This window comes from Enterovibrio nigricans DSM 22720, assembly GCF_900167155.1.
GTDB lineage: Bacteria > Pseudomonadota > Gammaproteobacteria > Enterobacterales > Vibrionaceae > Enterovibrio > Enterovibrio nigricans.
The window spans coordinates 1-25,228 of the sequence record NZ_FUXU01000014.1; the positions used below are offsets into that span (position 1 = coordinate 1).

At 47.3% G+C, this 25,228-nt stretch carries 21 protein-coding genes; 11 read left to right on the top strand and 10 right to left on the bottom strand.

All coding sequences use genetic code 11. The annotated features are described in order from the left end of the window. From B5D35_RS07365 to rpoC, 9 genes are all read left to right on the top strand, one after another. On the top strand, nucleotides 1-687 hold a 687-nt coding region (locus tag B5D35_RS07365), incomplete at its 5' end, for an EF-Tu C-terminal domain-related protein (protein ID WP_244556530.1). Between the two features lie 217 nt (nucleotides 688-904). Next, nucleotides 905-1,276: a preprotein translocase subunit SecE gene (gene secE, locus B5D35_RS07370; protein ID WP_078751945.1), complete on the top strand. Its 372-nt coding sequence runs from the start codon at nucleotides 905-907 to the stop codon at nucleotides 1,274-1,276. Nucleotides 1,277-1,286: 10 nt separating this feature from the next. Further along, the gene (gene nusG, locus B5D35_RS07375) at nucleotides 1,287-1,832 is read left to right on the top strand and encodes a transcription termination/antitermination protein NusG (RefSeq protein ID WP_078751946.1); all 546 of its coding nucleotides are present in this window, start codon (nucleotides 1,287-1,289) and stop codon (nucleotides 1,830-1,832) included. Nucleotides 1,833-1,956: 124 nt separating this feature from the next. Next, complete coding sequence (gene rplK, locus B5D35_RS07380) at nucleotides 1,957-2,385, top strand: 50S ribosomal protein L11 (protein ID WP_078751947.1); 429 nt, start codon at nucleotides 1,957-1,959, stop codon at nucleotides 2,383-2,385. Nucleotides 2,386-2,389: 4 nt separating this feature from the next. Next, nucleotides 2,390-3,094 (top strand): 50S ribosomal protein L1, encoded by a 705-nt coding sequence (rplA, locus tag B5D35_RS07385; RefSeq protein ID WP_078751948.1) that lies wholly within the window; start codon nucleotides 2,390-2,392, stop codon nucleotides 3,092-3,094. 235 nt (nucleotides 3,095-3,329) lie between these two features. Then, on the top strand, nucleotides 3,330-3,824 hold the full coding sequence (gene rplJ / locus B5D35_RS07390; RefSeq protein ID WP_078751949.1) for a 50S ribosomal protein L10: 495 nt from the start codon (nucleotides 3,330-3,332) through the stop codon (nucleotides 3,822-3,824). 60 nt (nucleotides 3,825-3,884) lie between these two features. Next, nucleotides 3,885-4,250: a 50S ribosomal protein L7/L12 gene (gene rplL / locus B5D35_RS07395; RefSeq protein WP_078751950.1), complete on the top strand. Its 366-nt coding sequence runs from the start codon at nucleotides 3,885-3,887 to the stop codon at nucleotides 4,248-4,250. Between the two features lie 230 nt (nucleotides 4,251-4,480). Beyond that, nucleotides 4,481-8,506, top strand: a complete 4,026-nt coding sequence (gene rpoB, locus B5D35_RS07400; protein ID WP_078751951.1) for a DNA-directed RNA polymerase subunit beta — start codon at nucleotides 4,481-4,483, stop codon at nucleotides 8,504-8,506. 114 nt (nucleotides 8,507-8,620) lie between these two features. Next, the gene (gene rpoC / locus B5D35_RS07405; RefSeq protein ID WP_078751952.1) at nucleotides 8,621-12,835 is read left to right on the top strand and encodes a DNA-directed RNA polymerase subunit beta'; all 4,215 of its coding nucleotides are present in this window, start codon (nucleotides 8,621-8,623) and stop codon (nucleotides 12,833-12,835) included. 293 nt (nucleotides 12,836-13,128) lie between these two features. Here the strand turns inward: rpoC and B5D35_RS07410 are convergent, their stop codons facing one another. Further along, a complete protein-coding gene (locus B5D35_RS07410; protein ID WP_078751953.1) occupies nucleotides 13,129-13,608 on the bottom strand; it encodes an Rsd/AlgQ family anti-sigma factor in 480 nt (159 codons plus the stop codon). 141 nt (nucleotides 13,609-13,749) lie between these two features. Between B5D35_RS07410 and nudC the strand changes: the two genes are divergently transcribed. Then, nucleotides 13,750-14,508, top strand: a complete 759-nt coding sequence (nudC, locus tag B5D35_RS07415; protein WP_078751954.1) for an NAD(+) diphosphatase — start codon at nucleotides 13,750-13,752, stop codon at nucleotides 14,506-14,508. A 23-nt stretch (nucleotides 14,509-14,531) separates the two neighbouring features. Here nudC and B5D35_RS07420 read toward each other — a convergent pair whose 3' ends face one another. Genes B5D35_RS07420 through B5D35_RS07430 form a run of 3 tightly spaced genes read right to left on the bottom strand, consistent with a single transcriptional unit; the run spans nucleotide 14,532 to nucleotide 17,649 of the window. Then, complete coding sequence (locus B5D35_RS07420) at nucleotides 14,532-15,635, bottom strand: acetoin dehydrogenase dihydrolipoyllysine-residue acetyltransferase subunit (protein ID WP_078751955.1); 1,104 nt, start codon at nucleotides 15,633-15,635, stop codon at nucleotides 14,532-14,534. Further along, on the bottom strand, nucleotides 15,632-16,645 hold the full coding sequence (locus tag B5D35_RS07425; RefSeq protein ID WP_078751956.1) for an alpha-ketoacid dehydrogenase subunit beta: 1,014 nt from the start codon (nucleotides 16,643-16,645) through the stop codon (nucleotides 15,632-15,634). Before B5D35_RS07425 ends, B5D35_RS07420 begins: the two co-directional genes overlap by 4 nt. A gap of 14 nt (nucleotides 16,646-16,659) precedes the next feature. Further along, a complete protein-coding gene (locus B5D35_RS07430; RefSeq protein ID WP_078751957.1) occupies nucleotides 16,660-17,649 on the bottom strand; it encodes a thiamine pyrophosphate-dependent dehydrogenase E1 component subunit alpha in 990 nt (329 codons plus the stop codon). 341 nt (nucleotides 17,650-17,990) lie between these two features. Between B5D35_RS07430 and B5D35_RS07435 the strand changes: the two genes are divergently transcribed. After that, a complete protein-coding gene (locus tag B5D35_RS07435; protein ID WP_078751958.1) occupies nucleotides 17,991-19,898 on the top strand; it encodes a sigma-54-dependent Fis family transcriptional regulator in 1,908 nt (635 codons plus the stop codon). Nucleotides 19,899-20,036: 138 nt separating this feature from the next. Here the strand turns inward: B5D35_RS07435 and B5D35_RS07440 are convergent, their stop codons facing one another. The 6 genes from B5D35_RS07440 to B5D35_RS07465 form a co-directional block, all read right to left on the bottom strand. Continuing rightward, nucleotides 20,037-20,282: a hypothetical protein gene (locus tag B5D35_RS07440; protein ID WP_078751959.1), complete on the bottom strand. Its 246-nt coding sequence runs from the start codon at nucleotides 20,280-20,282 to the stop codon at nucleotides 20,037-20,039. 433 nt (nucleotides 20,283-20,715) lie between these two features. Further along, the gene (locus tag B5D35_RS07445; RefSeq protein WP_139367731.1) at nucleotides 20,716-21,057 is read right to left on the bottom strand and encodes a hypothetical protein; all 342 of its coding nucleotides are present in this window, start codon (nucleotides 21,055-21,057) and stop codon (nucleotides 20,716-20,718) included. Nucleotides 21,058-21,198: 141 nt separating this feature from the next. Then, nucleotides 21,199-22,359, bottom strand: a complete 1,161-nt coding sequence (locus tag B5D35_RS07450; protein ID WP_078751961.1) for a DUF2971 domain-containing protein — start codon at nucleotides 22,357-22,359, stop codon at nucleotides 21,199-21,201. A gap of 46 nt (nucleotides 22,360-22,405) precedes the next feature. Continuing rightward, the gene (locus B5D35_RS07455) at nucleotides 22,406-23,086 is read right to left on the bottom strand and encodes a hypothetical protein (RefSeq protein WP_139367732.1); all 681 of its coding nucleotides are present in this window, start codon (nucleotides 23,084-23,086) and stop codon (nucleotides 22,406-22,408) included. A gap of 440 nt (nucleotides 23,087-23,526) precedes the next feature. Next, nucleotides 23,527-24,057, bottom strand: coding sequence for a hypothetical protein (locus B5D35_RS07460; protein WP_078751963.1), 531 nt, complete (start codon nucleotides 24,055-24,057; stop codon nucleotides 23,527-23,529). Nucleotides 24,058-24,147: 90 nt separating this feature from the next. After that, complete coding sequence (locus tag B5D35_RS07465; RefSeq protein WP_198557011.1) at nucleotides 24,148-24,828, bottom strand: hypothetical protein; 681 nt, start codon at nucleotides 24,826-24,828, stop codon at nucleotides 24,148-24,150. Nucleotides 24,829-25,228: the final 400 nt, after the last annotated feature.

Here is a 25,228-nt window from a genome sequence, read left to right on the forward strand (position 1 = left end):
GATTGCCCAGTAATTCAAGGTTCTGCACTGGGTGCACTGAACGGCGAAGAGCAGTGGGAAGCGAAAGTAATCGAACTGGCTGAAGCACTGGATTCTTACATCCCAGAGCCAGAGCGTGCGATCGACCGTCCGTTCATCCTGCCAATCGAAGACGTATTCTCAATCCAAGGCCGTGGTACAGTTGTAACTGGTCGTGTTGAGCAAGGTATCGTTCGCGTAGGTGACGAAGTTGCAATCGTTGGTATCGTAGACACCATCACCACTACTTGTACTGGTGTTGAGATGTTCCGTAAGCTTCTTGACGAAGGTCGTGCAGGTGAGAACGTTGGTGTTCTTCTGCGTGGTACTAAGCGTGACGAAGTACAACGTGGTCAAGTACTGGCGAAGCCAGGTTCAATCACTCCACACACTACTTTCACTTCAGAAATCTACGTTCTGTCGAAAGATGAAGGCGGCCGTCATACTCCGTTCTTCAAAGGCTACCGTCCACAGTTCTACTTCCGTACAACTGACGTGACCGGTACTATCGAACTGCCAGAAGGCGTTGAGATGGTAATGCCTGGTGATAACGTTTCTATGACTGTAACTCTGATCGCGCCAATCGCGATGGACGAAGGTCTACGTTTCGCTATCCGTGAAGGTGGCCGTACTGTAGGTGCGGGTGTTGTTGCTAAAATCATCGAATAAGATTTGACGACACACTAGCAAAAAGGGCATCATTTGATGCCCTTTTTCTGCACCAAATCTTTGGATTGAACTTTTTTCGCCAATTGGTCGCAGTGATAACTGTTTTGGGATGAGAAAATATGCGTAAACGGATAACCGGTATTATTTTCTTAATCTATTACCTCGTTAACGCGAGGTTGTTGTCGTCTATGAAATAGATTAGTTACAGGTAGAATGTATGAAAGCGAATGCTGAAGCCCCAACCGGGTCAATGGACACCCTAAAATGGGTTGTGGTCTTTGCCTTAGTGGCAACTGCGGTAGTGGGAAATAGCCTGTACAGTGATATGTCTGTCGTGCTTCGAGCTGCAGCTGTTGTCGTGCTTGTTGCTGCTGCGGGTGGTGTTGCTGCCCTGACAGCGAAAGGTAAAGCAGCGATCACCTTTGCACGTGAATCGCGTATGGAAGTGCGTAAAGTTGTTTGGCCAACTCGCCAAGAAACTTTGCAGACCACTCTCATCGTTCTGGCTGTCACTGTCGTCATGGCGCTCATCCTGTGGGGCATCGACGGTATCATGGTCCGTCTGGTCCGCCTAATCACTGGCGTGTGAGGTTAACTACATGAGCGAAGCTCCTAAAAAACGTTGGTATGTTGTTCAGGCTTTCTCTGGCTTTGAAGGCCGAGTCTCTAAGTCTCTAAACGAATATATCAAGATCCACGAGATGGAAGACTACTTTGGTGAGGTACTGGTACCTACTGAGGAAGTTGTTGAAATGCGCGCGGGACAACGCCGCAAAAGTGAACGTAAGTTCTTCCCAGGCTATGTACTGGTTCAGATGATCATGAACGATGAGTCATGGCACTTGGTTCGTAGTGTTCCACGTGTAATGGGCTTTATCGGTGGTACTCCTGATCGTCCAGCTCCGATTTCTGACAAAGAAGCGGATGCAATCCTGAACCGTCTGGAGAAAGCGAGCGAATCACCAGTTCATAAAACTGTTTATGAAGCAGGTGAGGTTGTCCGTGTTACTGAAGGCCCATTTGCGGACTTCAACGGCGTGGTTGAAGAAGTAGATTACGAGAAGAGCCGTGTGAAGGTTTCTGTGTCTATCTTTGGTCGTGCTACACCAGTTGAGCTAGAGTTCAGCCAAGTCGAAAAAAGCTGATCGTTTTTTGCTCGGAAACAGTTGCGAGGGGCGCGAAATTTGAATACAATTTCGCGCCCTTTTGTTAAACGGGGAGTCTGTTTTCATAAAACAGACGTTTGAACCCAAATTTAGGTATTTAGTAATGGCTAAAAAAGTAGAAGCTTACATCAAGCTGCAAGTTGCAGCTGGTGCAGCAAACCCAAGTCCACCAGTTGGTCCAGCTCTGGGTCAGCACGGCGTTAACATCATGGAATTCTGTAAAGCGTTTAACGCACGTACAGAATCTCTAGAGAAAGGTCTGCCAACTCCAGTAGTTATCTCTGTATACAGCGACCGTTCTTTCACGTTCGAACTTAAGACTCCACCTGCAGCAGTTCTGCTGAAAAAAGCAGCTGGCATCAAGTCTGGTTCAGGCCGTCCTAACACTGAGAAAGTGGGTACTGTTACCGACGCTCAGATCCAGGAAATCGCAGAAACTAAAGCGAAAGACATGACTGGCGCAGACATTGAAGCGATGAAACGCTCAATTGCTGGTACTGCTCGTTCAATGGGTCTGGTAGTAGAGGGTTAAGACAATGGCAAAATTGACTAAGCGCATGCGCGTAATCCGTGACAAAGTTGATGTAACTCGTGAGTATGACATCAACGAAGCTGTTGCTCTTCTAAAAGAACTAGCTACTGCTAAATTCGTTGAAAGTGTAGACGTTGCTGTAAACCTAGGCATCGATGCACGTAAATCAGACCAAAACGTTCGTGGCGCAACTGTATTGCCACACGGTACTGGCCGTGACATCCGCGTAGCGGTATTCACTCAAGGTGCGAACGCTGAAGCTGCTAAAGCTGCTGGTGCTGACATCGTTGGTATGGAAGATCTGGCTGACCAAATCAAGAAAGGCGAGATGAACTTCGACGTAGTTATCGCATCTCCAGATGCAATGCGCGTTGTAGGTCAACTAGGTACCATCCTAGGTCCTCGCGGTCTGATGCCAAACCCGAAAGTTGGTACTGTAACTCCTAACGTTGCTGAAGCGGTTCAAAACGCAAAAGCGGGTCAGGTTCGTTACCGTAACGACAAGAACGGTATCATCCACACCACTATCGGTAAGGTTGATTTCGACGGCGAAAAACTTAAAGGCAACCTGGAAGCTCTGCTGGTAGCTCTGAAGAAAGCGAAGCCTTCTTCAGCGAAAGGTACTTTCGTTAAGAAAGTAACCATCTCTACCACTATGGGTGCAGGTGTTGCGGTTGACCAGAATACTCTGGACGCGAACGCAAACTAATTGCTAGAAGCGGAGAGTTACTGTACAATTCTCCGCTTCAAAATAATGGCTGATGTCCGCTTGTCGGACTTCGTCCAAGACCGTAGGCGTTTCTTTCTTCGGAAGGATACTTAATAAGCCCTACGTAGACGGTGCCAGGACATGATAGATATTATTCTTTCTTGGATCTGCGCCGTAATTACTCTCCTGCTGTGAAGTAGCGAGTGGTGTAAATATAATCCAGGAGCAAATCCAAATGGCATTAAATCTTCAAGACAAAAAAGCAATTGTTGCTGAAGTCAACGAAGCTGCCAGTGGTGCCCTGTCTGCAGTTGTAGCTGATTCTCGCGGCGTTACCGTTGGCGCGATGACTGTTCTACGTAAACAAGCGCGTGAAGCGGGTGTTTACCTGAAAGTTGTTCGTAACACGTTAGCACGTCGAGCAGTTGAAGGTACTGCCTACGAATGTCTACAAGACATTTTCGTCGGTCCTTCACTGATCGGTTTCTCTAATGAGCACCCAGGTGCTGCGGCGCGTCTTTTTAAAGACTTCGCTAAAGAGAACAAAAATTTCGAGATCAAAGCTGCTGCATTCGAAGGCTCTATCACTGACGCTGACGTACTAGCAACACTGCCAACATACGACGAAGCGATTGCACGCCTGATGATGTGCATGAAAGAAGCGTCTGCTGGCAAACTGGTACGTACTATTGCAGCTGTTCGCGACCAAAAAGAAGAAGCAGCGGCATAATTTGCCTTGCTTTTAACTGGTTGCTATTTAAACTAATTGTTGACTTTAAAGAGAATTGTTATGTCTATCACTAACGAGCAAATCCTAGACGCAGTTGCAGAAATGTCTGTAATGCAAGTTGTTGAACTGATCGAAGCTATGGAAGAAAAGTTCGGCGTAACTGCAGCTGCTGCAGTTGTAGCTGGCGGCGTTGCTGCTGAAGCTGCTGAAGAGCAAACTGAATTCGACGTAATTCTGACTGCTGCTGGTCCAAACAAAGTAGCTGTTATCAAAGCAGTTCGCGGCGCAACTGGTCTTGGCCTGAAAGAAGCGAAAGCAGTTGTTGACGGTGCTCCAGCTCCTCTGAAAGAAGCAGTTTCTAAAGAAGAAGCTGACGCTCTTAAAGCACAGCTAGAAGAAGCTGGTGCTTCTGTTGAAGTTAAGTAATTATTGCTTAGCTTCATAGCCTGAAAGGGCTATTGGCTGGTGGCTTTTTAGCCACCGGCCTTTTTGCGCTGTAGGGCAGTAGTGAATTTTACACCCCGTTTAGTCACTACTCTCCATGCAAAACACATCAGATTTAACCCTCTGATGTTCCTACAGTAAACGGCGGTTTATAGTTACTGTCCCATCAGTCTGGACAGTTTGGGTCACTTATCAGCGAGCTGAGGAACCCTATGGTTTACTCTTATACCGAGAAAAAGCGTATCCGTAAGGATTTTGGTAAGCGTCCTCAAGTTCTGGACGTGCCATACTTGCTGTCCATCCAGCTAGATTCCTTCGAGAAATTCATCGAGCAGGATCCAGAAGGGCAATACGGACTTGAAGCTGCTTTTCGCTCTGTCTTTCCGATTCAGAGCTACAACGGCAACTCCGAGTTGCAATACGTTAGCTATCGTCTCGGTGAGCCAGTTTTCGATGTTAAAGAATGTCAGATCCGTGGCGTAACCTATTCTGCACCACTGCGCGTAAAACTGCGTCTAGTGATGTTTGATAGAGATGCACCTGCTGGCACCGTAAAAGACATCAAAGAGCAAGAAGTCTACATGGGTGAAATTCCACTCATGACAGACAATGGTACCTTCGTTATTAACGGTACTGAGAGGGTTATCGTATCCCAGCTGCATCGTAGCCCGGGCGTCTTCTTCGACAGCGATAAGGGTAAAACCCATTCCTCAGGTAAAGTGCTGTATAACGCACGCATCATTCCATACCGTGGTTCATGGTTGGACTTTGAATTCGATCCTAAGGATCTGCTGTACGTACGTATAGACCGTCGTCGTAAGCTGCCTGCATCGATCATTCTGCGTGCACTTGAGTACACTACTGAGCAAATCCTAGACCTGTTCTTCTCGAAAATTGTTTTCGAAGTAAAAGGCAAGTCTCTGGTTATGGAGCTGGTACCTGATCGCCTGCGTGGCGAAACTGCAAGCTTTGATATCGAAGCTAACGGTAAGGTATACATCGAAAAAGGCCGTCGTATTACTGCGCGCCACATTCGTCAGCTTGAAAAAGACGACGTTGCACAAATTGAAGTCCCTGTTGAATATATCGTGGGCAAGCTTTCTGCACGCGACTACATCAACGAGGAAACTGGTGAGATCATCGCTGGTGCTAACCAAGAGCTGAGCCTGGAATCTCTGGCGCTGTTGTCTCAGGCTGGTCACAAGAAGATCGAAACCCTGTTCACCAATGACTTGGATCACGGCCCGTACATGGCTGATACCCTGCGTATCGACAGCACGAGCGACCGCCTGACGGCATTGGTAGAAATCTATCGCATGATGCGCCCTGGTGAGCCACCAACGCGCGAAGCAGCTGAACAGCTTTTTGAAAGCTTGTTCTTCTCAGAAGATCGCTACGATCTTTCTGCGGTAGGCCGTATGAAGTTCAACAGTTCACTGTGCCGCGAAGAGATGACCGGTTCTGGTGTACTAAGCCACGATGATATTATTCAGGTGATGCGTAAGCTAATCGATATCCGTAACGGTATTGGTGAAGTGGATGACATCGACCACCTGGGTAACCGTCGTATTCGCTCTGTGGGTGAAATGGCAGAGAACCAATTCCGTGTAGGTCTGGTTCGTGTTGAACGTGCGGTTAAAGAGCGCTTAAGCCTTGGCGACCTTGACGCGATCATGCCTCAAGATCTGATCAACGCTAAACCTATTTCTGCGGCGGTTAAAGAGTTCTTTGGCTCTTCTCAGCTGTCCCAGTTTATGGACCAAAACAACCCGTTGTCAGAAGTAACGCACAAACGTCGTATTTCTGCTCTGGGTCCTGGTGGTCTGACGCGTGAGCGCGCAGGCTTCGAAGTTCGAGACGTACACGCAACCCACTACGGTCGCCTATGTCCTATCGAAACACCTGAAGGTCCAAACATCGGTCTAATTAACTCGCTTTCAGCGTTTGCACGTACTAACCCGTACGGCTTCCTGGAAACGCCTTACCGTAAAGTTGTTGACGGTAAAGTTACAGACCAAATTGATTACCTTTCTGCAATCGAAGAAGGTCAATTCGTAATCGCACAGGCGAACGCCGTGTTGAACGAAGACGGTTCTTTCGGTGAAGAATTGATTACAGCTCGCCAGAAAGGTGATTCAGGTCTGCACCCACGCGATCACGTTCAGTACATGGACGTTGCAACCAACCAGGTTGTATCTGTGGCGGCATCTCTGATCCCGTTCCTAGAGCACGATGATGCTAACCGTGTACTTATGGGTGCGAACATGCAACGTCAGGCAGTTCCAACTTTGCGTGCTGATAAGCCGCTGGTAGGTACTGGTATTGAGCGTGCAGTAGCGGTTGACTCGGGCGTAACAGCTGTTGCGAAACGCGGCGGTATGGTTCAGTCCGTAGATGCATCACGTATCGTTATTAAGGTTAATGAAGATGAGCTGGTATCTGGCGAAGCCGGTATCGACATCTACAACCTGACGAAGTACACCCGTTCTAACCAGAACACCTGTATCAACCAGCGTCCGTGTGTCATGCCAGGTGAGCCTGTAATGCGCGGTGACGTACTGGCTGACGGTCCTTCAACGGATCTGGGTGAACTGGCACTAGGCCAGAACATGCGTATCGCGTTCATGCCTTGGAACGGTTACAACTTCGAGGACTCCATCCTTGTATCTGAGCGTGTAGTACAGGAAGACCGCCTGACTACCATCCACATCCAAGAACTGTCTTGTGTGGCGCGTGATACTAAACTGGGTAGCGAAGAAATCACTGCTGATATCCCTAATGTGGGTGAAGCTGCGCTGTCTAAGCTTGACGAATCTGGTGTTGTTTACATCGGTGCGGAAGTGAAAGGTGGCGACATTCTGGTTGGTAAAGTAACGCCTAAAGGCGAAACGCAACTGACGCCAGAAGAGAAACTGCTACGTGCAATCTTTGGTGAGAAAGCGTCTGACGTGAAAGACTCTTCTCTGCGTGTTCCTAACGGTGTATCTGGTACGGTTATCGACGTACAAGTATTTACCCGTGATGGTGTAGAGAAAGACAAACGTGCGCTTGAAATCGAAGAAATGCAGCTGAAAGAAGCCAAGAAAGACCTGACAGAAGAGTTCTCTATTCTGGAAGGTGGTCTGGTTGCACGTGTTCGTGGCGTACTAGCAAATGCTGGTTACAGCCAAGAAAAACTGGCGAACATGGATCGCCCGAGCATGCTGTCTCAGACCCTTGACGACGAAGCACTGCAAACTCAGCTGGAACAACTGGCTGAGCAGTACGACGAACTGAAAGCTGACTTCGATAAGAAGTTCGACACTAAACGCCGTAAGATCACCCAAGGTGATGATTTGGCACCGGGCGTCCTTAAGATTGTTAAGGTATACCTGGCTGTTAAACGTCGCATCCAGCCTGGTGATAAGATGGCAGGTCGTCACGGTAACAAGGGTGTTATCTCTAAGATCAACCCTGTAGAAGACATGCCGTACGATGAAAATGGTGAGCCAGTAGATATCGTACTGAACCCACTGGGTGTACCGTCTCGTATGAACATCGGTCAGATCCTTGAAACCCACCTTGGCCTTGCGGCTAAAGGTATTGGTAACAAGATCAACAAGATGCTTAAAGAGCAGCAAGAGTTGGCGAAATTCCGCGAATTCCTGCAGAAGGTTTACAGCCTGGGTGATACTCGTCAGAAAGTCGATATCAGCACAATGACTGATGACGAAGTGCGTACATTGATCCAAAACTTGCGTGCCGGTCTGCCGATTGCAACGCCAGTATTCGACGGTGCACCAGAGCCTTCAATCAAAGAGTTGTTGAAGCTGGGTGATCTGCCAGAGTCAGGTCAGTTGAACCTGTTCGATGGCCGCACTGGTGATAAGTTTGAGCGTCCAGTAACCGTTGGTTACATGTACATGCTGAAACTGAACCACTTGGTTGATGACAAGATGCACGCCCGTTCTACCGGTTCTTACAGCCTTGTTACTCAGCAGCCGCTGGGTGGTAAAGCTCAGTTCGGTGGCCAGCGTTTCGGTGAGATGGAAGTGTGGGCGCTTGAAGCATACGGCGCTGCATACACCCTTCAAGAAATGCTGACTGTTAAGTCGGATGACGTGAACGGTCGTACGAAGATGTATAAGAACATCGTCGATGGCGATCACCGCATGGAACCGGGTATGCCGGAATCTTTCAACGTATTGCTGAAAGAAATCCGCTCGTTGGGTATTAACATCGAGCTGGAAGACGAATAAGCCAACGCTTAATCGTGACTCCCTTCGCGCAAGCCGCGAAGGGAAGTTCCGGTATCAATATGAAGGCGCAGGTAGCCTGCGCTTTTATGGGTCAACTCCTCACAGGAGCCGAATGTGAAAGACTTACTAAAGTTTCTGAAAGCACAGCATAAGACCGAAGAATTTGATGCAATCAAAATCGGTCTAGCTTCACCAGACATGATTCGTTCATGGTCTTTTGGTGAAGTTAAAAAGCCAGAAACCATTAACTACCGTACCTTCAAGCCTGAGCGTGACGGTCTGTTCTGTGCACGTATCTTTGGCCCGGTAAAAGACTACGAATGTCTTTGTGGTAAATACAAGCGCCTGAAGCACCGTGGCGTGATCTGTGAAAAATGTGGTGTTGAAGTCACTCAGACCAAAGTACGTCGTGAGCGTATGGGTCACATCGAGTTGGCTTCACCTGTTGCCCACATCTGGTTCCTGAAATCACTGCCGAGCCGTATCGGTTTGCTGATGGACATGCCTTTGCGTGACATCGAGCGTGTTCTGTACTTCGAATCATATGTTGTGATCGAACCAGGCATGACCGATCTTGAGCGTAGTCAAATGCTGTCTGAAGAGCAGTACCTTGACGCGCTTGAGCAATGGGGTGATGAATTCGACGCTCGTATGGGTGCCGAAGCAGTGAAAGCTTTGCTGGGCAATATGGACCTGAAAGCTGAAACTGAACTTATGCGTGAAGAGCTGGAAGAAACCAACTCTGAAACTAAGCGTAAGAAACTCACCAAGCGCTTGAAGCTTGTTGAAGCATTCCTGCAGTCTGGAAACAACCCTGAGTGGATGATCCTGACTGTACTTCCAGTTCTGCCACCGGATCTACGTCCTTTGGTACCTCTGGATGGCGGTCGTTTCGCTACGTCAGATCTGAATGATTTGTACCGTCGCGTTATCAACCGTAACAACCGTCTGAAACGCCTGCTGGATCTGGCTGCACCTGACATCATCGTACGTAACGAAAAACGTATGCTGCAAGAGTCAGTTGACGCCCTGCTGGACAACGGTCGCCGTGGTCGCGCTATTACTGGCTCGAACAAACGTCCTCTGAAGTCTCTGGCTGACATGATCAAAGGTAAGCAAGGTCGTTTTCGTCAGAACCTGCTTGGTAAGCGTGTAGACTACTCTGGCCGTTCGGTAATCACCGTTGGTCCATACCTGCGTCTGCACCAGTGTGGTCTTCCTAAGAAGATGGCACTTGAGCTGTTCAAGCCATTTATCTACGGCAAGCTGGAAGCGCGTGGTCTAGCGACTACCATCAAAGCTGCTAAGAAGATGGTAGAGCGCGAAGAAGCGGTAGTTTGGGATATTCTGGATGAAGTCATCCGTGAACACCCAGTACTGTTGAACCGTGCACCGACACTTCACCGTCTGGGTATTCAGGCGTTTGAACCAGTGTTGATCGAAGGTAAAGCAATCCAACTGCACCCACTCGTTTGTGCGGCATACAACGCCGACTTCGATGGTGACCAGATGGCTGTTCACGTACCTCTGACACTGGAAGCACAGCTTGAAGCGCGTGCTCTGATGATGTCGACCAACAACATCCTGTCTCCTGCGTCCGGTGATCCTATCATCGTACCTTCTCAGGACGTTGTATTGGGTCTGTACTACATGACCCGTGAAAAAGTTAATGCGAAGGGTGAAGGTCTGTACCTGTCTGGTCCTGCGGAAGCTGAAAAAGCATACCGTACCGGCTGCGCAGAACTGCACGCACGCGTAAAAGTTCGTGTTCGCGAAGTATTGGTTGATGAACTGGGTAACCGCCAAGAAAATATTGGTCTGGTTGACACCACAGTTGGTCGTGCAATGCTGTGGCAAATCGTGCCTGAAGGCCTGCCATACAGCATCGTTAACCAAGCACTGGGCAAGAAACAAATCTCGAATTTGCTTAACACCTGTTACCGTAAGCTGGGTCTGAAAGACACTGTAATTTTCGCTGACCAAATCATGTACACCGGTTTCGCATATGCGGCACTGTCTGGTGTATCTGTTGGTATCGACGACATGGTGATCCCACAGGCGAAATACGACCTGATTGAAGCAGCAGAAGCTGAAGTTGCTGAAATTCAGGAACAGTTCCAGTCTGGTCTGGTTACCGCGGGCGAACGTTACAACAAAGTTATCGATATCTGGGCTGCCGCTAACGAACAAGTAGCGAAAGCGATGATGGATAACCTGTCATTCGACACCGTTATTAACCGTGACGGCGAAGAAGAAGCACAGAAATCTTTCAACAGCGTATACATGATGGCCGATTCAGGTGCTCGTGGTTCGGCTGCTCAGATTCGTCAGTTGGCGGGTATGCGTGGTCTGATGGCGAAACCAGATGGTTCTATCATCGAAACGCCGATCACCGCGAACTTCCGTGAAGGTCTGAACGTACTCCAGTACTTCATCTCGACGCACGGTGCACGTAAAGGTCTTGCGGATACCGCACTTAAGACTGCGAACTCCGGTTACCTGACTCGTCGTCTGGTAGACGTAGCGCAAGACGTGGTAGTTACCGAAACGGATTGTGGTACCTCTGAAGGTATCAACATGATGGCGGTTATCGAAGGTGGTGACGTTAAAGAAGCACTACGTGAGCGTGTTCTTGGCCGTGTGGTTGCAGAAGACGTGCTTAAGCCAGGTACTGAAGAAGTACTTGCGCCACGTAATACGCTGCTTGACGAAAAATGGTGTGACATCCTAGAGCTGAACTCTGTTGACCAAATCAAAGTTCGTTCAGTTGTAAGCTGTGAAACTGACTTCGGTTGCTGTGCAAACTGTTACGGTCGTGATTTGGCGCGTGGTCATATTGTTAACCACGGTGAGGCAGTTGGTGTTATCGCTGCTCAGTCAATCGGTGAGCCGGGTACACAGCTTACGATGCGTACGTTCCACATCGGTGGTGCGGCATCGCGTGCAGCTGCTGAAAGCAGCATTCAGGTTAAGAACAATGGTTCTTTGCACCTGCATAACGCGAAGTTTGTTATCAACAATGCTGGCAAATTGGTGATCACCTCGCGTGCATCTGAGCTGACTATCGTTGATGAGTTCGGCCGTACGAAGGAAAGCTACAAGCTGCCTTACGGTTGTATCTTGAGCAAGCTGGATGGTGATTCAGTTAACGCGGGCGAAACCGTGGCTAACTGGGATCCGCACACAATGCCGATCATCACTGAAGTAGAAGGTCGTATTGAATTCGCAGACATGGTGGATGGTGTTACCGTTCAGCGTCAAACGGATGAACTGACTGGTCTGTCTTCAATGGTTATTCTGGACGCTGCTGAGCGTACTTCTGCGGGTAAAGACATGCGTCCTACCGTGAAGCTGCTTGATGCATCTGGAAACGCTGTGATGATCCCTGGTACCGATATGCCAGCGCAATACTTCCTACCTGGTAAAGCAATTGTCCAGTTGGAAGATGGCGCAAACGTTGGTGTGGGTGACACGCTTTCTCGTATTCCTCAGGAATCTGGCGGTACGAAAGATATCACCGGTGGTCTGCCACGCGTAGCCGACCTGTTTGAAGCACGTAAGCCTAAAGAGCCTGCAATTTTGGCTGAGATCACGGGTGCTGTTTCCTTCGGTAAAGAAACCAAAGGTAAACGTCGTCTGATCATCACGCCAACTGACGGCCAGCCATACGAGGAAATGATTCCTAAATGGCGTCAGCTGAACGTATTCGAAGGTGAAAAAGTCGAGAAAGGTGACGTAATCGCCGATGGTCCAGAATCTCCACATGATATTCTGCGTCTACGTGGCGTACGTGCGGTAACTGAGTACATCACTAACGAAGTACAAGACGTTTACCGTCTGCAAGGCGTTAAGATCAACGATAAGCACATCGAGACTATCGTTCGTCAGATGCTGCGCAAGGTAACTATCACATCTTCAGGTGACTCTGAGTTCCTAGAAGGTGAGCAGGTAGAATACTCTCGCGTAACTATCGCGAACCGTCAGTTGGAAGCCGAAGGCAAAACTATTGCAAACTTCGAGCGCGATCTGCTGGGTATCACCAAAGCGTCTCTGGCAACTGAATCGTTCATCTCTGCTGCATCGTTCCAAGAAACGACGCGCGTACTGACCGAAGCAGCTGTATCTGGCAAGCGTGATGAACTACGCGGCCTGAAAGAGAACGTTATTGTTGGTCGTCTGATCCCTGCGGGTACTGGTTTTGCTTACCACAAGTCGCGCCAAGTGCGTCGCAACGTGGTAGAAGAGCCAGCGACTCCACAAATTGATGCTGAACAAGCATCACAGGATCTGGCAGCACTGCTTAACGCGGGTCTGAGCGACGATAATTAATCTTCGCTGACTTGATATTAAAAAGGCATCCTTCGGGATGCCTTTTTTGTTTCTAGCGCCCAATGAACCTGTACATTCATTCTCACTGAGCAAATCATCTTGTTCTATGCTGCTCTAGTTATTGCAGATGGCGGAAAGTACCTGTAATTTTCACGGCTAGGGTTGGTATACATTGCTTTTAATGTGTCTTTGGTTGAGAAGCGAGAAGCGAGAAGCGAGAAGCGAGAAGCGAGAAGCGAGGTCAACTAGTAGACCGGCTGATGTGGCCATCAACCGGAAGTCGTATATGGATCTTATGCTCCTGGTGGAATTGCGAGGCTATCAGCGATGAGCTGGATCAGCATGTCTTCCTGTTCGAAACGCAATTCCATGATTTCTCCCACGCGAGAGATATCGTTGTCGAAGCCCGTGAAGTTATCTTCGTTGAGTGTAAAGTCACTGTATTTATCATTGAACGTAAGCAGTGGCTCTGTTGTTTCAACGATGTGAGCGTACAAGGAATCAATTTCCGCATTGCTTGAAAACCCGGTAGATTTCCACCGTGCCATGACCATGTCATAAATCTTAAAATGACCTGCAGAAATATAATCCACCAGCGATTCGCAAAAACGGTTTAACGCCTGCTCTGTCGGTAGACAGTTCCGATTCTCTCCTGACAACCCTGCCATTTTTGAGTATTCGACGAGTAATTCTTGTCGGAGTGTTAGCCAGTAGTCGATGACTTCACTATAGCCACCCCACTGCTGTTGTGCTTTTTCGAGTTTGTTAAGCATGACCACGTCCTCATGATCAGCGCACCTGAGCGCTTATATAGGATATTGGCCATATCAATCAGGCCATCAATTGTCTAACATCAGGTTACTGAATTTAGATTGCCGCAAATTGCAGCGGTTATCAAGGATCGAAACTGCGTTATGTCTGATCGAAATGATCTTGTGTACCTATGTTATGTAAGTAATGGCAAGTTGTGGCTGCCTGATCACAGCTTGCCGATAATCTCTAAATATCAATTGGATAAAATCTCTCCGACGCGCTATGTCGTCGGCTGCCATGAGGGAAAAAAGGTGTATTACACCAATTTCAGTGAAGGGTGTGATTCGGGTCAATTTGAAAGCTTGCGCGCATTGCTCGCCCTGCCTCCAGCCTTGTTTAATCTGGCGGGTAAGGCGATACAGCTCGATTATATGCAGCAAACTCAAGGGTTTTGCAGTTGTTGCGGTGGTGAAAATACGTTTGATACTAACCATTCAGCGATGAGTTGTAGGTCTTGCAATACAGTTTCCTACCCCCGCATTTCGCCCTGCATCATTGTGGCAGTGAGGCGGGAAGGGCAAATTCTTCTTGCGCAGCATCCGCGTCATAAGAACGGGATGTACACCGTGTTGGCCGGTTTCGTCGAAGCGGGTGAAACATTGGAAGCGTGTGTTGCGCGTGAAGTAAAAGAAGAAACAGGATTAGACGTGACAAACATCCGTTACTTTGACAGTCAGCCTTGGGCATTTCCGTCCAATCTTATGATGGGATTTATTGCGGATTATGCAGGTGGTGAGTTACGCCCTGACTATGAAGAGCTGACGGATGCGCGCTGGTTTGAGGTTAATGACTTACCGCTGGTGGCACCAGAAGGTACGATTGCCAAACGCCTCATCGATGCCGTCATCATGAAAAGATAGGGATGCCAAAGCATCCCTTTGTTCTAGCAGGTATGGGCCAGAATCAAGTTATTCACGTTATTTGCTTGCTCCATATGTACCATATGTCCCGCCTCCGCGAGGATGTGTATCTCTGCGTCGCTGATATTTGAGGCGTGTGACGCTGGGATAACAGCATCTGCCTCACCCCAAATCACCAGTGGGGAAGGGATGGCATCCAAATCCAGCGCAACGCCTTGGGAGCTATCAACAAAAAGCTGGTTGGCGAGTGTATCCAGTGACGCCTTCACGCCATCGAGACGTTTATACTTGAGTACGTCATCGACCAGATTACGCGTGACCAAACTGCTGTCTGCAAAAAGCAGCTGTAAGACAGGTTTCAGGCTCTTACGGCTTTCCGAGTCAACAAAACCACGGATATAGTCATTGTTAATTTCCCGTCCAAGACCGGCACTGCCTATCAGGGTCAGCGAAGCCACCTTATCGGGATGGAGCCGTGCGAGTTCACCGCTGATAAGTCCCCCCATTGAATGACCGACGAGATGGGCTTTCCCAATATCCAGCTTATTCATAACAGCCACGACAGCGCTGATGAAATCGCTAAAGCGGATATCTGCTGAAATCGCCGACTGTCCATGGCAGGGAAGATCGAGAGCCAACACGGGCGCATTTTCGGCAAGCGCATCGAGGTTAAACAGCCAGTTGTCCAAGTCGCCACCAAAGCCATGTACCAGTACATAAGGTGTCCCAGACGCGTCGGCATTCACATGGCTGTAGCGAATACGGCCAGCCTCAGTATCAACAAAGGCATAGGTCGAGGTTGCATCTTCCTCGCTGCCCTCTTCGGAGGAAGGCTGAACAAAGCTGGCAACATACGTATCGATTTCTTCATCTGTCACCTCCAAAGGCGCTAGTACACCCAGCAGTGCTTGCACTGAGTAAACATCACCTTCTTCGGCCACTTTGCGTTTTAACAGACCAGCATCCGGTGCTTCCACCTCGCTGGCAATCTTGTCGGTTTCCACATCCATGATCACCTGACCGACTTCAATCGTGTCTCCTTCATCAACATGCCACTCGGTAAGGGTGCCTTCTTTCATAGAAAGTCCCCATTTTGGCATCACAACAGGTATGATTTTCTCACTCATGCGTTGACTCCCACCGTTCGGTTAACTGCGCTGACAATGTCTTCTACCGTCGGCACATAGATATCCTCCAGAGATGGCGAGAAAGGCACCGGCGTATGAGGCGGGGTGACCATGGCAATCGGCGCTTTCAAAGAGGCAAAGGCAAGTTCTGCTACTTGTGCAGACACATCAGCAGCGATAGAACAACGTGGGCTGGCTTCATCGATGCACACCAAACGCCCGGTTTCTTCCACGCTTTCTATGACCGTATCGATATCCAGTGGGGACAGGGTACGCAGGTCAATCACTTCACATTGCACGCCCTGCTTTGCCAGTTTTTCAGCTGACTCCAGCGCACGGTTGACCGTCAGTCCGTAGGAAACGAGCGTGACATCTTTCCCTTCACGCAGCACATTCGCTTCGCCAAAAGGAATGGCATAAGGGGCTTCTGGCACATCAGTCTCTGCACCATACAGGTTCTTGTGTTCAAGGAAGATAACAGGGTCATTGTCACGGATGGACTGAATAAGTAGCCCTTTGGCATCATAGGCGTTCGATGGACAAACAACCTTCAGCCCCGGAATGTGGGTGAATAGAGGGGAGAGCATTTGGCTATGTTGCGCTGCTGCTCTGAAGCCTGCACCACACATAGCACGGATCACCACGGGCGTTTCTGCTTTTCCACCAAACATATAGCGGAATTTGGCGGCTTGATTGAAAACCTGATCGAAACAGACCCCAATAAAGTCGATAAACATCAGCTCTGCAATTGGGCGAATGCCGCTGGTTGCGGCTCCAATTGCCGCGCCCACGTACGCACTTTCTGAAAGCGGCGTGTCCATCATCTGGGTAGGGTGTTTGGCATAAAGCCCTTTGGTTACCCCTAATACACCGCCCCAGGCATCGTCTTCACCTGGCGCACCGGTACCGCCGACAATGTCTTCCCCCATCATGATGACGTTGGGATCGCGCGACATTTCCTGATCGATTGCTTCGTTTATCGCATCTTTGATTGATAGTGTTCTGGCCATCGTTACACTCCTTGTTATTCTGAATAGCTGACGTAGACGTCGGCCAGCAGGGCACTGGTTGGTGGTTGTGGTGCATCGATCGCTGCGCGAACGGCATCTTCGATAAGTGCAGCTACTTCGCCGTCAATGGCGTTGAATTCATCTGCACTGATAAGGTTGGTTTCTTCCACTCGTTGGCGGAAGAGTTTCAGACAGCAGCGGTTAGTTCGGATATCTTCGACTTCGCCGTCGGCGCGATAGGTTTGCGCATCTCCCTCAAAGTGGCCGAAGAAGCGCACCATTTTGCATTCCAGCATTGAAGGGCCGCCGCCATTTCTCGCCCGTTTGATGACTTCTCCTGCTGCTTCATATACCGCAAAGAAGTCGGTGCCATCCACGGTGACGCCAGGCAGACCGAATCCGGTGGCGCGGTCGACATAAGAATCACAGGAAACAGCCCAATCCACTGAGGTTGACTCGGCATATCCGTTGTTTTCAATCACAAAGATGGTAGGGAGTTGCCAGACAGCAGCAAGGTTCAGACTTTCCAGAAACGTGCCTTGGTTGGATGCGCCATCACCGGTAAAACTGATGCCGACACCGCCATGGCCAAGATGCTTCGCGGCAAGGGCTGCGCCGCATACCAAGGGGGAACCGGCCCCCAAAATGCCGTTGGCACCCATCATGCCTTTCGACAAATCTGCAATGTGCATCGAGCCGCCTTTGCCTCGACAGGAACCGGTTTCCTTACCATAGATTTCAGCCATCATGCCGTGCACATCCACGCCTTTAGCAATGCAGTGCCCGTGCCCACGGTGGGTAGAGGCAATGTGGTCGTTGTCGTTCAGGTGCATCATGATGCCGACGGCCGTGGCTTCTTCACCCGCATAGAGATGAACGAAGCCCGGTATGTCGCCGCGGGAAAAGTCGACGTGTAAACGCTCTTCGAAATCGCGGATGGTTTTCATCATCCGGTATGCGTCCAGCAATTTTTCACGAGAGAGAGGTAATGGATTATCACTCATGAGTGTCTCCTTGATGTTGTCATTGTGTTTGCCCAAAGGTTTGATCTGTCACGTCTCAGCCTCCGGGTATGAGGAAGATAAAGGGAATAGAACAAGATGCGTGCCAGCAATAAGGAGGGTTAAACTTTAAGCAAAAACAAATCGTTGCAACTTTTTCTGAAAATTCATGGTGTGGCGTACGCCTCAGTTGTTGCAACAGGTGTGGCGTTAGGAGCCCGTTGCTGTAGTGATTGAGCTAGGCCTGTTTCATCTATGAGAGACGGTTGCGTGAAGCGCTGGACACCCTAACCATTGATGCTTACTCGGAGTAATACTTAGAGAAAGTTAAGGAGAAGTGGACGATGGCAGTAACCCCGCACATCAGTAAACACATCAAGGAAGTGCAAAGCGTTATTGAAGGGAGCCTGACAACTCGCGATGACGTTATCACCGCATCTTGGACGCGGTGTATCGATGATTATCACCTCGATCCTGTCGTAATGCAGGAGGCCTATATCGTTCCACAGACCCAGTTGAAAGAGCACCGAGAGCGACTAGATAAACTTATCCGCACTGCCAAGTACGGTTTAGACTCCCTGTATCACCAAGTTGCCGACCATGGCTATGTGCTGATGCTGACGGACGCTGAAGGGGTGACGGTCGATTATCAAGGCGACACATCGCTTACCTGGGAGCTAAAGAAAGCCGGGCTCTATCTTGGCGCCGAATGGTCGGAAAAACGCGCTGGCACCTGCGGGGTAGGCTCGTGTATATACACCGGAGAAGCACTGACGGTGCATCAAAACGACCACTTTGATGCCACCCACTCACCGCTTTCTTGCACCGCAGCACCTATTTATGATGTCGATGGCACACTGGCTGCAGTCTTAGATATTTCCGCCTTACAAAGCCCGCAACCCAAAGCCAGTCAGGCATTGACGCTGCAGCTGGTCACCTCTTGCACGCGCCGTATCGAAATGGCGGCACTGATGAATAGCTTTCGAAAGGAATGGATTGTCAGGCTCAGTCAATCTCCGGCGTTTTTAGACGTAGACCCCGAGTGTGCCTTGGCAGTAGACAGTGAAGGCCTGATCATTGGAATGACACACAGTGCCCAGCGGTTGTTGTCTGGGATTGGCAATAGCGACTGGCGCAATCCAGACCGCGTGCTTGGCGGGTGCTTCTCCGATTTCTTTAATATCGATATCAACGAGCTGCCTGCACTTAGCCGTGCGTTGCCTACCGAAGAGCGATTGCTTGCGACTATTCATGGTGATTTGTGGTTTGCCCATGCGATAGCCCCTCAGCCTTCATTTATACCGCGGCGCAATAAAGTGATCAGCGGCAGTTTGTCAGCACTTTACGGTGATGATGAAGCTATGGCTGAGCTTGCCAATAAGGCAACCACCTTGTCGCTGTCAGATTTGCCCTTGCTCTTAAATGGTGAAACGGGTACAGGTAAGGAATATCTCGCTCGCGCGATTCACCAAAGCTCCACGCGTAAAAAAGGCCCATTCGTTGCCATCAATTGTGCTGCAATCCCAGAAACCTTAATTGAAAGTGAGCTATTCGGTTATGCCGACGGCGCATTCACGGGGGCGAGAAGTAAAGGGAAGAAAGGCCTGATTGAGCAAGCCTGCAACGGCACCTTGTTCTTAGATGAAATCGGGGACATGCCATTACCGCTTCAAGCGAGATTGCTAAGAGTGCTGGCAGAGAGAGAATTGTTGCCTGTTGGCGCGACAAAGTCGGTGTCCGTCTCGTTCCGGGTATTGGCTGCAACCCACAAGTCTTTGCCAGATCTTGTGCGAGGCGGGACATTTCGCGAAGACCTTTACTATCGCATCAATGGTGCAACGCTGGACATACCGCCTTTACGGGCGCGTTGTGACATCTTGTGGTTGGCCGAAGCAATCATAGCGAAAAACACGAGGCAGCCAGTATTCCTCTCTAACGCGGCGAGAGACATCTTGGTGCAATATGCCTGGCCGGGAAACATTCGAGAACTGGAAAACATTCTTCAGTTTGCATTGGCCTTCTGTCCTGAAGGCGAAATTTATCCACACCACCTGCCAGAACACCTACGGTATACCTTGACCAGCGCTGCTGGTGGGCGACAGGAAAGTGACTCAGCCAACGCGTTAATTGCGGAATTGGAACAGTGTGATTGGAATATTTCTCAGGTTGCACGCGTATTGGGGGTTGATCGCTCAACCATTCATCGTCGCATCAAAAAAGCGGGAATAACGCGGAGATACAGCAATGAATAGTGTTAGACCTAGTGGTAAAAAAACCCGCCGTAGGGAGGCGGGGGTAAGATGCGATTATAGGTACTGTTGATTTTATTCTTTAATTTACAGTTATTTATAGATTTTAAAATGGTCTAATGGCGATAAAATGGCGACACTTTATTTTATGTGGTCATTCCCTTCAAACCGGATGTGTTTTGCCAGCACGAATTCTTGGCCCTTGTATTTGACCATGGAATAAGGGAAGGCGAAGTGGGTTTCTTTGCCGCAAGCGCTGCACTTGTGCTTCCATTGTTTGGGGTTGGTGTGAACCACGCGGGCGCTTTCATCCACTCGGTAAAATCCTTTCCCGCAGTCACAGGGGAATTCAACCAATGTAGCCTGTATCGGCTTTTCCTTTTGCATTGAGATTTCCCCTCTCAGATTAGTTTGGAGGGGTAAAAGATTATCACGTTTAAAAGGCACTTTGGTTGGCTTAGCGTAGAAAACTACTTTTGGACAGAAGCAATTTAGGAAATCACCGTAAATCGTGACTATCAGATTAGTCAAAGTATCTTGAGACCCCAAACTCTTGTTATATTTTGGAGCCAAACGGAACTAAATACGGAGCATAATCAAAGTATTCAGGGTGCGTGACCTTAAGGGTATCACCGTTATACATAGAGGATGCCCTTTCACTTGATACGCTTTTGAACACTTTTCCCTTATAAAAATAGAGAAGGCGATAATCTGCTTTCACAAGCAGTATATCTTTATCCTTTGCATATCGGTAAGGGGTTGCATCATAACGCTCATTGCGAACATCTATCCGCCTAGGGCTTTTTCCATTCTCACATTTTCAATAAATCATGCCATTTTTATATACCGAGTATTGGGGATTATATTCGGTTGATGTCGGAACAGCACCCCGAGAGATCTGAGCCTTCGTAAGGGTACGACATTTGCTTATATCTTTGGTATTTATATCGCCAATTTCAATTTCAGTATGATAAAAAGCGCAGTATGACTGTGGTTTTCCATTGTATAACTCAACGATACCATCGTTAGACTCTTGGTAACTAAATGATCTCTCTATAGAGCCTTGAATAGCATGGCAAACGCTCAGTTTTTCTTGCTTAGACAGCTCATAAGCAACAACTTGATCAAATCGTAGAGCTTCTCTTTTTTCCTTTTTTTGCATCTGCCCAATAATTAGGAGCACAATGAAAAACAAAAAGTAATTCAACCATTTTTTGATAGCTCCACTCCTCCTGCTCGGTAAAAAAATCAACAATTCAACATAAATATACCACGTAAGACTTAAATACTTGTTATACGCGCTTCAAGGGATCGCATCATAACTGTATCTACCCGCTTCGACAGTTACCCCTTTAAATTCTTTCCAAGCTTTGAGTTGTCTTTCATAGTACTCAGAACCGATTGTTAAATGTGTCCCCATTGATATCAGTCCTTTGTCGCTAATTCTAACAACCCTTGAGGATGAACAAATCTCTGCTTGTTGGTATAGGAAATCAAAAACATGTGTTTTTGTCGACTTACCTCCTAAATCTCGGAATCGTTTCTCTAGTTTCGCATTAATTATTTCTTTGATCGCTAACTTTTCGTTTTCTTTCATGCGTGCTCCAAAAATGATTCCTACAACTTGGCTGAAGTCATAGTGAAATAAACGCTGAAAGTTAGTGAGTGATGATTCTCTAGAAATATACTTATTAGGTTGCGGGAGCATTAAGCGAGCTTCTTGCTCATATGCCCAACACTTATTCTTGGTTAATAATTGGCTTTGAATTTTTGCATGGAAACCTAAACGCTCTTCCTCAGTTTCAAACTTATACCCAGTATTGTAGGAAGGTAATAGATAAAAAGCATCAATGGCTTCTAACTGATTATCATACTCAATTTCTTCCACCTTAAATTTGTTACCAATTAAACTCGTATGCCCCTTACTTATTGATACTCTATCTTTCCCACGACTAGGGCATTGATATAAATAGCCATTAATCGGTCGATAAATCAAACAATAGCCAGTATGACTCGATGCATAATGGGACCACATGAGCATTTCATTGTTACAGGTTGAAAGTGAAACAGAATATCCAGCACTAGGAGCATAAAGCGATAACAGGGCTTTAAGTTGCTTTTGCAACTCTCCAAATTTCTGCAAATCAGCCATATTGATTACGCTATTCTTAAATATGCTTTCAGCTACCTTTACTGAGTGTTGGTCATACTCTTCGAGTAACTGCTCCACCGAAATGGGGCATATGCTATTAAAGTATCTTGCTGCCAGCTCTGACCACACTTCGTTTTGCCAAAGTGATTCAATGACACGAAACCAAGTGCTTTTACTATCCTTTGGAAATTCAAATTTTGACTGCATATCGATAGGATCATTTAACTCTTCCCTAGATGCAAAATACCATTCGTCGTAAATGAGTCCCTTTTGAGATAAGAGCCCCGGAGAGCGATATCTATAGACGTGCATTTTTATAAAACTCCTCTGAAGCGTAGTGAGTCACTCTTAAATATTGTTAGGAAAATTTCTCAAAAAGTTTCAAAAGCCGATCATAATACTCCACACCATCAAGAACATAGTCTTGGAACGCGTCAGGTGATTTATTCGAACCCAAAGCTGAAATGTTTGATTCGACATCCTTTACAGCTAACTTCTGAAGGTCTCGAGTTGCAGGTAACTGTGTGGTTGAGTCAAATGGTGTTGAATATGACTCATGGATAGTTTTTCGACACAAGCACCCAAGAGCAAATAATTGGTTTCGTAATAAAACATCGAGTGTCTCTTTGAGTTCATTGGTCAACTCTTTTTCAATACCTAGGTCTTTTATTACTCCGTAGATGTTCCAGAAATTGTCAATTCTTTCATCTTTGTTAGACCCTTCGTAATAAAAGCCATTACTCACAGGGTTTCTGACTAATTTGATGTGCATCTTAAGCATTTCAATCGTTGATGATTTTAAACCCACAACGGTATTTTCAAGCTCAGATTTAACTTCTCGCAGCTTAATGATATTGCCACCAATAGATAACTCGGATACATCTTTCCAGAAAGCCGTTATTAATGATAGCAGCGCAATCCCGAAAGACAGCGCCACGAACTCACTTCCGTTTAGATAACCGTGTACTAATAGTAAAAAGGAGAACACTAAACCGATTCCCCCTATCGCTATCAAAAACACAATGCGCAAATACTTCAAATGAACTCCTTTTGCCTAACGCTTATTAGTCGAAAATTGTCGTCTCTTACCCTTACATAATGCACTCTTATTCATACTGGTTCAATTAATGATCAATAAGTTAGAGCGCGTAAAGGGGTACTTGGCTGCAAAGTGTCGCCTAACGACAGGAACGCTACGCTTTCAACTCAAGCGAATAAATTTGAGTAGAGAAAATTCAGATTAACAAGATATGAATGAGTAAAAAGTCTAACAAGAAAAGGGGCATAAACGTGCCAGAAAAGATGAGGCTGACACGAGTATGGACAACTTTGAGTTAAGAATAACGTTTGCGACTGCCCAGCTCAGACAACTTCTGGTAAGGGAAAGTGAAGCAGACGACTTTGTTGTTCGAAAACAATGGCTGCGAATGCAGCCAAAAGAGAGCTATTGCCTATTGACCGGAGAAGGGCTCATATGTGTTATAACTCTCTTGCTACAATTGCTAGTTTTTCTAGGAAAGACTCACAGACAGCATCAAAACAGTCTTGGTCTGCGCAAAACTCATCTACTGTATATTTCTTAGGTGCATCCTCGTCTAAGAATTTAGTCAAACTATCTCGCATATTCAGTATTAGCTGAAAATCAGGCTTAAGTTCTGGAAAATGAACATTCACGAGCATGGTCAAAGCATCAAACTTTTTACTGTTATCTCGGAAATTATCAGTCACCAACTCACTAATTTGGTTGAATGCTAACTTTCCGACAAAATATCGAAGATGAAACAAGTACAAGTTTGTCACATCTTTATGCCAGCGAAATAATGCTAAATATAACTCTTCTGATTTAGCCAACTTTGTATCTTTGTTGCTCTGCGTTACCACTCTTTCATGAGCTTGATTCAAACTCTTAGTATTAAACCAATTGGCAAGGAAAACGCCAATAATCGTCGATATGGCTGCAATCGATGCTCCAACAATCGGAGCAAAATCAATGGGATTTTCTGTGCTCATACTACCTCTGAGTTATAACGCTTCAATAACCGGCGCAGCTTTGCTGCGTCCGGCGCCGAAGGCGCGTAGTTGATTGACTTGTTGAACCCATTACCACCGACGAAACTGATTGATAGCTTCTTCCAGCCCTCTTTGATCATGTGAAGGCTCACCATTGGAAAGGCTGATTATCGTTGAAATGCACATAGTAGAAACTGGGATGCCGTCGTCAGATGGCGTTAGGGTGTTACTTAAATGACGGAACGTAGCATTACTTACTGCTTCGCTGTAATCGGCTTTTAATACGTTAAGTAATGGCCGGATAACATCGAGAACTGCCTGACCATATTGGATAGCTTGCTCTTTGCTTGGTATTTTACCCTTGTGAATGACTTCATTACGAAATTTGACCTTGTTATTGCTTAGCAAGGTAGGTTTTTTTCCAGTTTCTTGAAGATGGAGGAATATGAACGCACCAAGCTGCCTTTCAGATTGATTAGAAACTTCTTTCCACGCATCTTGAGTTTTATCCCAATCTATATTCTTTGAGATGCATACTACTTTGATGAAAAACTCGTAGAACCGCTCTAGCGAAGAAGTAAAGGATGAAACCGCTTCACGGTAGTATCCATCTAAGATGGCATAGGCTCCGATATCGAAAAGAATTTCAAATTTCTGCTGTTGTAATAAAGTGACAGAAGAGTGGCCTTTAGGGCAATTTATTTCATAACGGCCATCATCCCTAAACTCTACCGTGGCAGTGATCATTGCATTTGCAATGTCTTCTTGCATGCATTTAGCACACGTTACTGGCAATTTCATGAGGGTATAACAATTTATTAGATCCCAAAGTGGGGCAATTAAACACCCCACTTTGGGGCAATTAAACACCCCACTTTGGGGCAATTAAACACCCCACTTTGGGGCTTTTTACGCATCTAACGGAAACTAGATTGCTTCACAAGTCATTGTTTTACATATAGTACCACTATATGCAATATAATCGCGAACGAGAAAAAACGACAAAATGGGGTATTTCCACATAAATCGCGTTTGGCATTAGGAAATCTATCGAAAACTAATGAGACAACAATGACGAGGTTTGCTGTTTCAAACTTACTTTGGGGCAATGTTGAGTTAGCCAACATCGCCAACTCATAAGTTGCACTAATGCTCTAGGAAAACTATACCC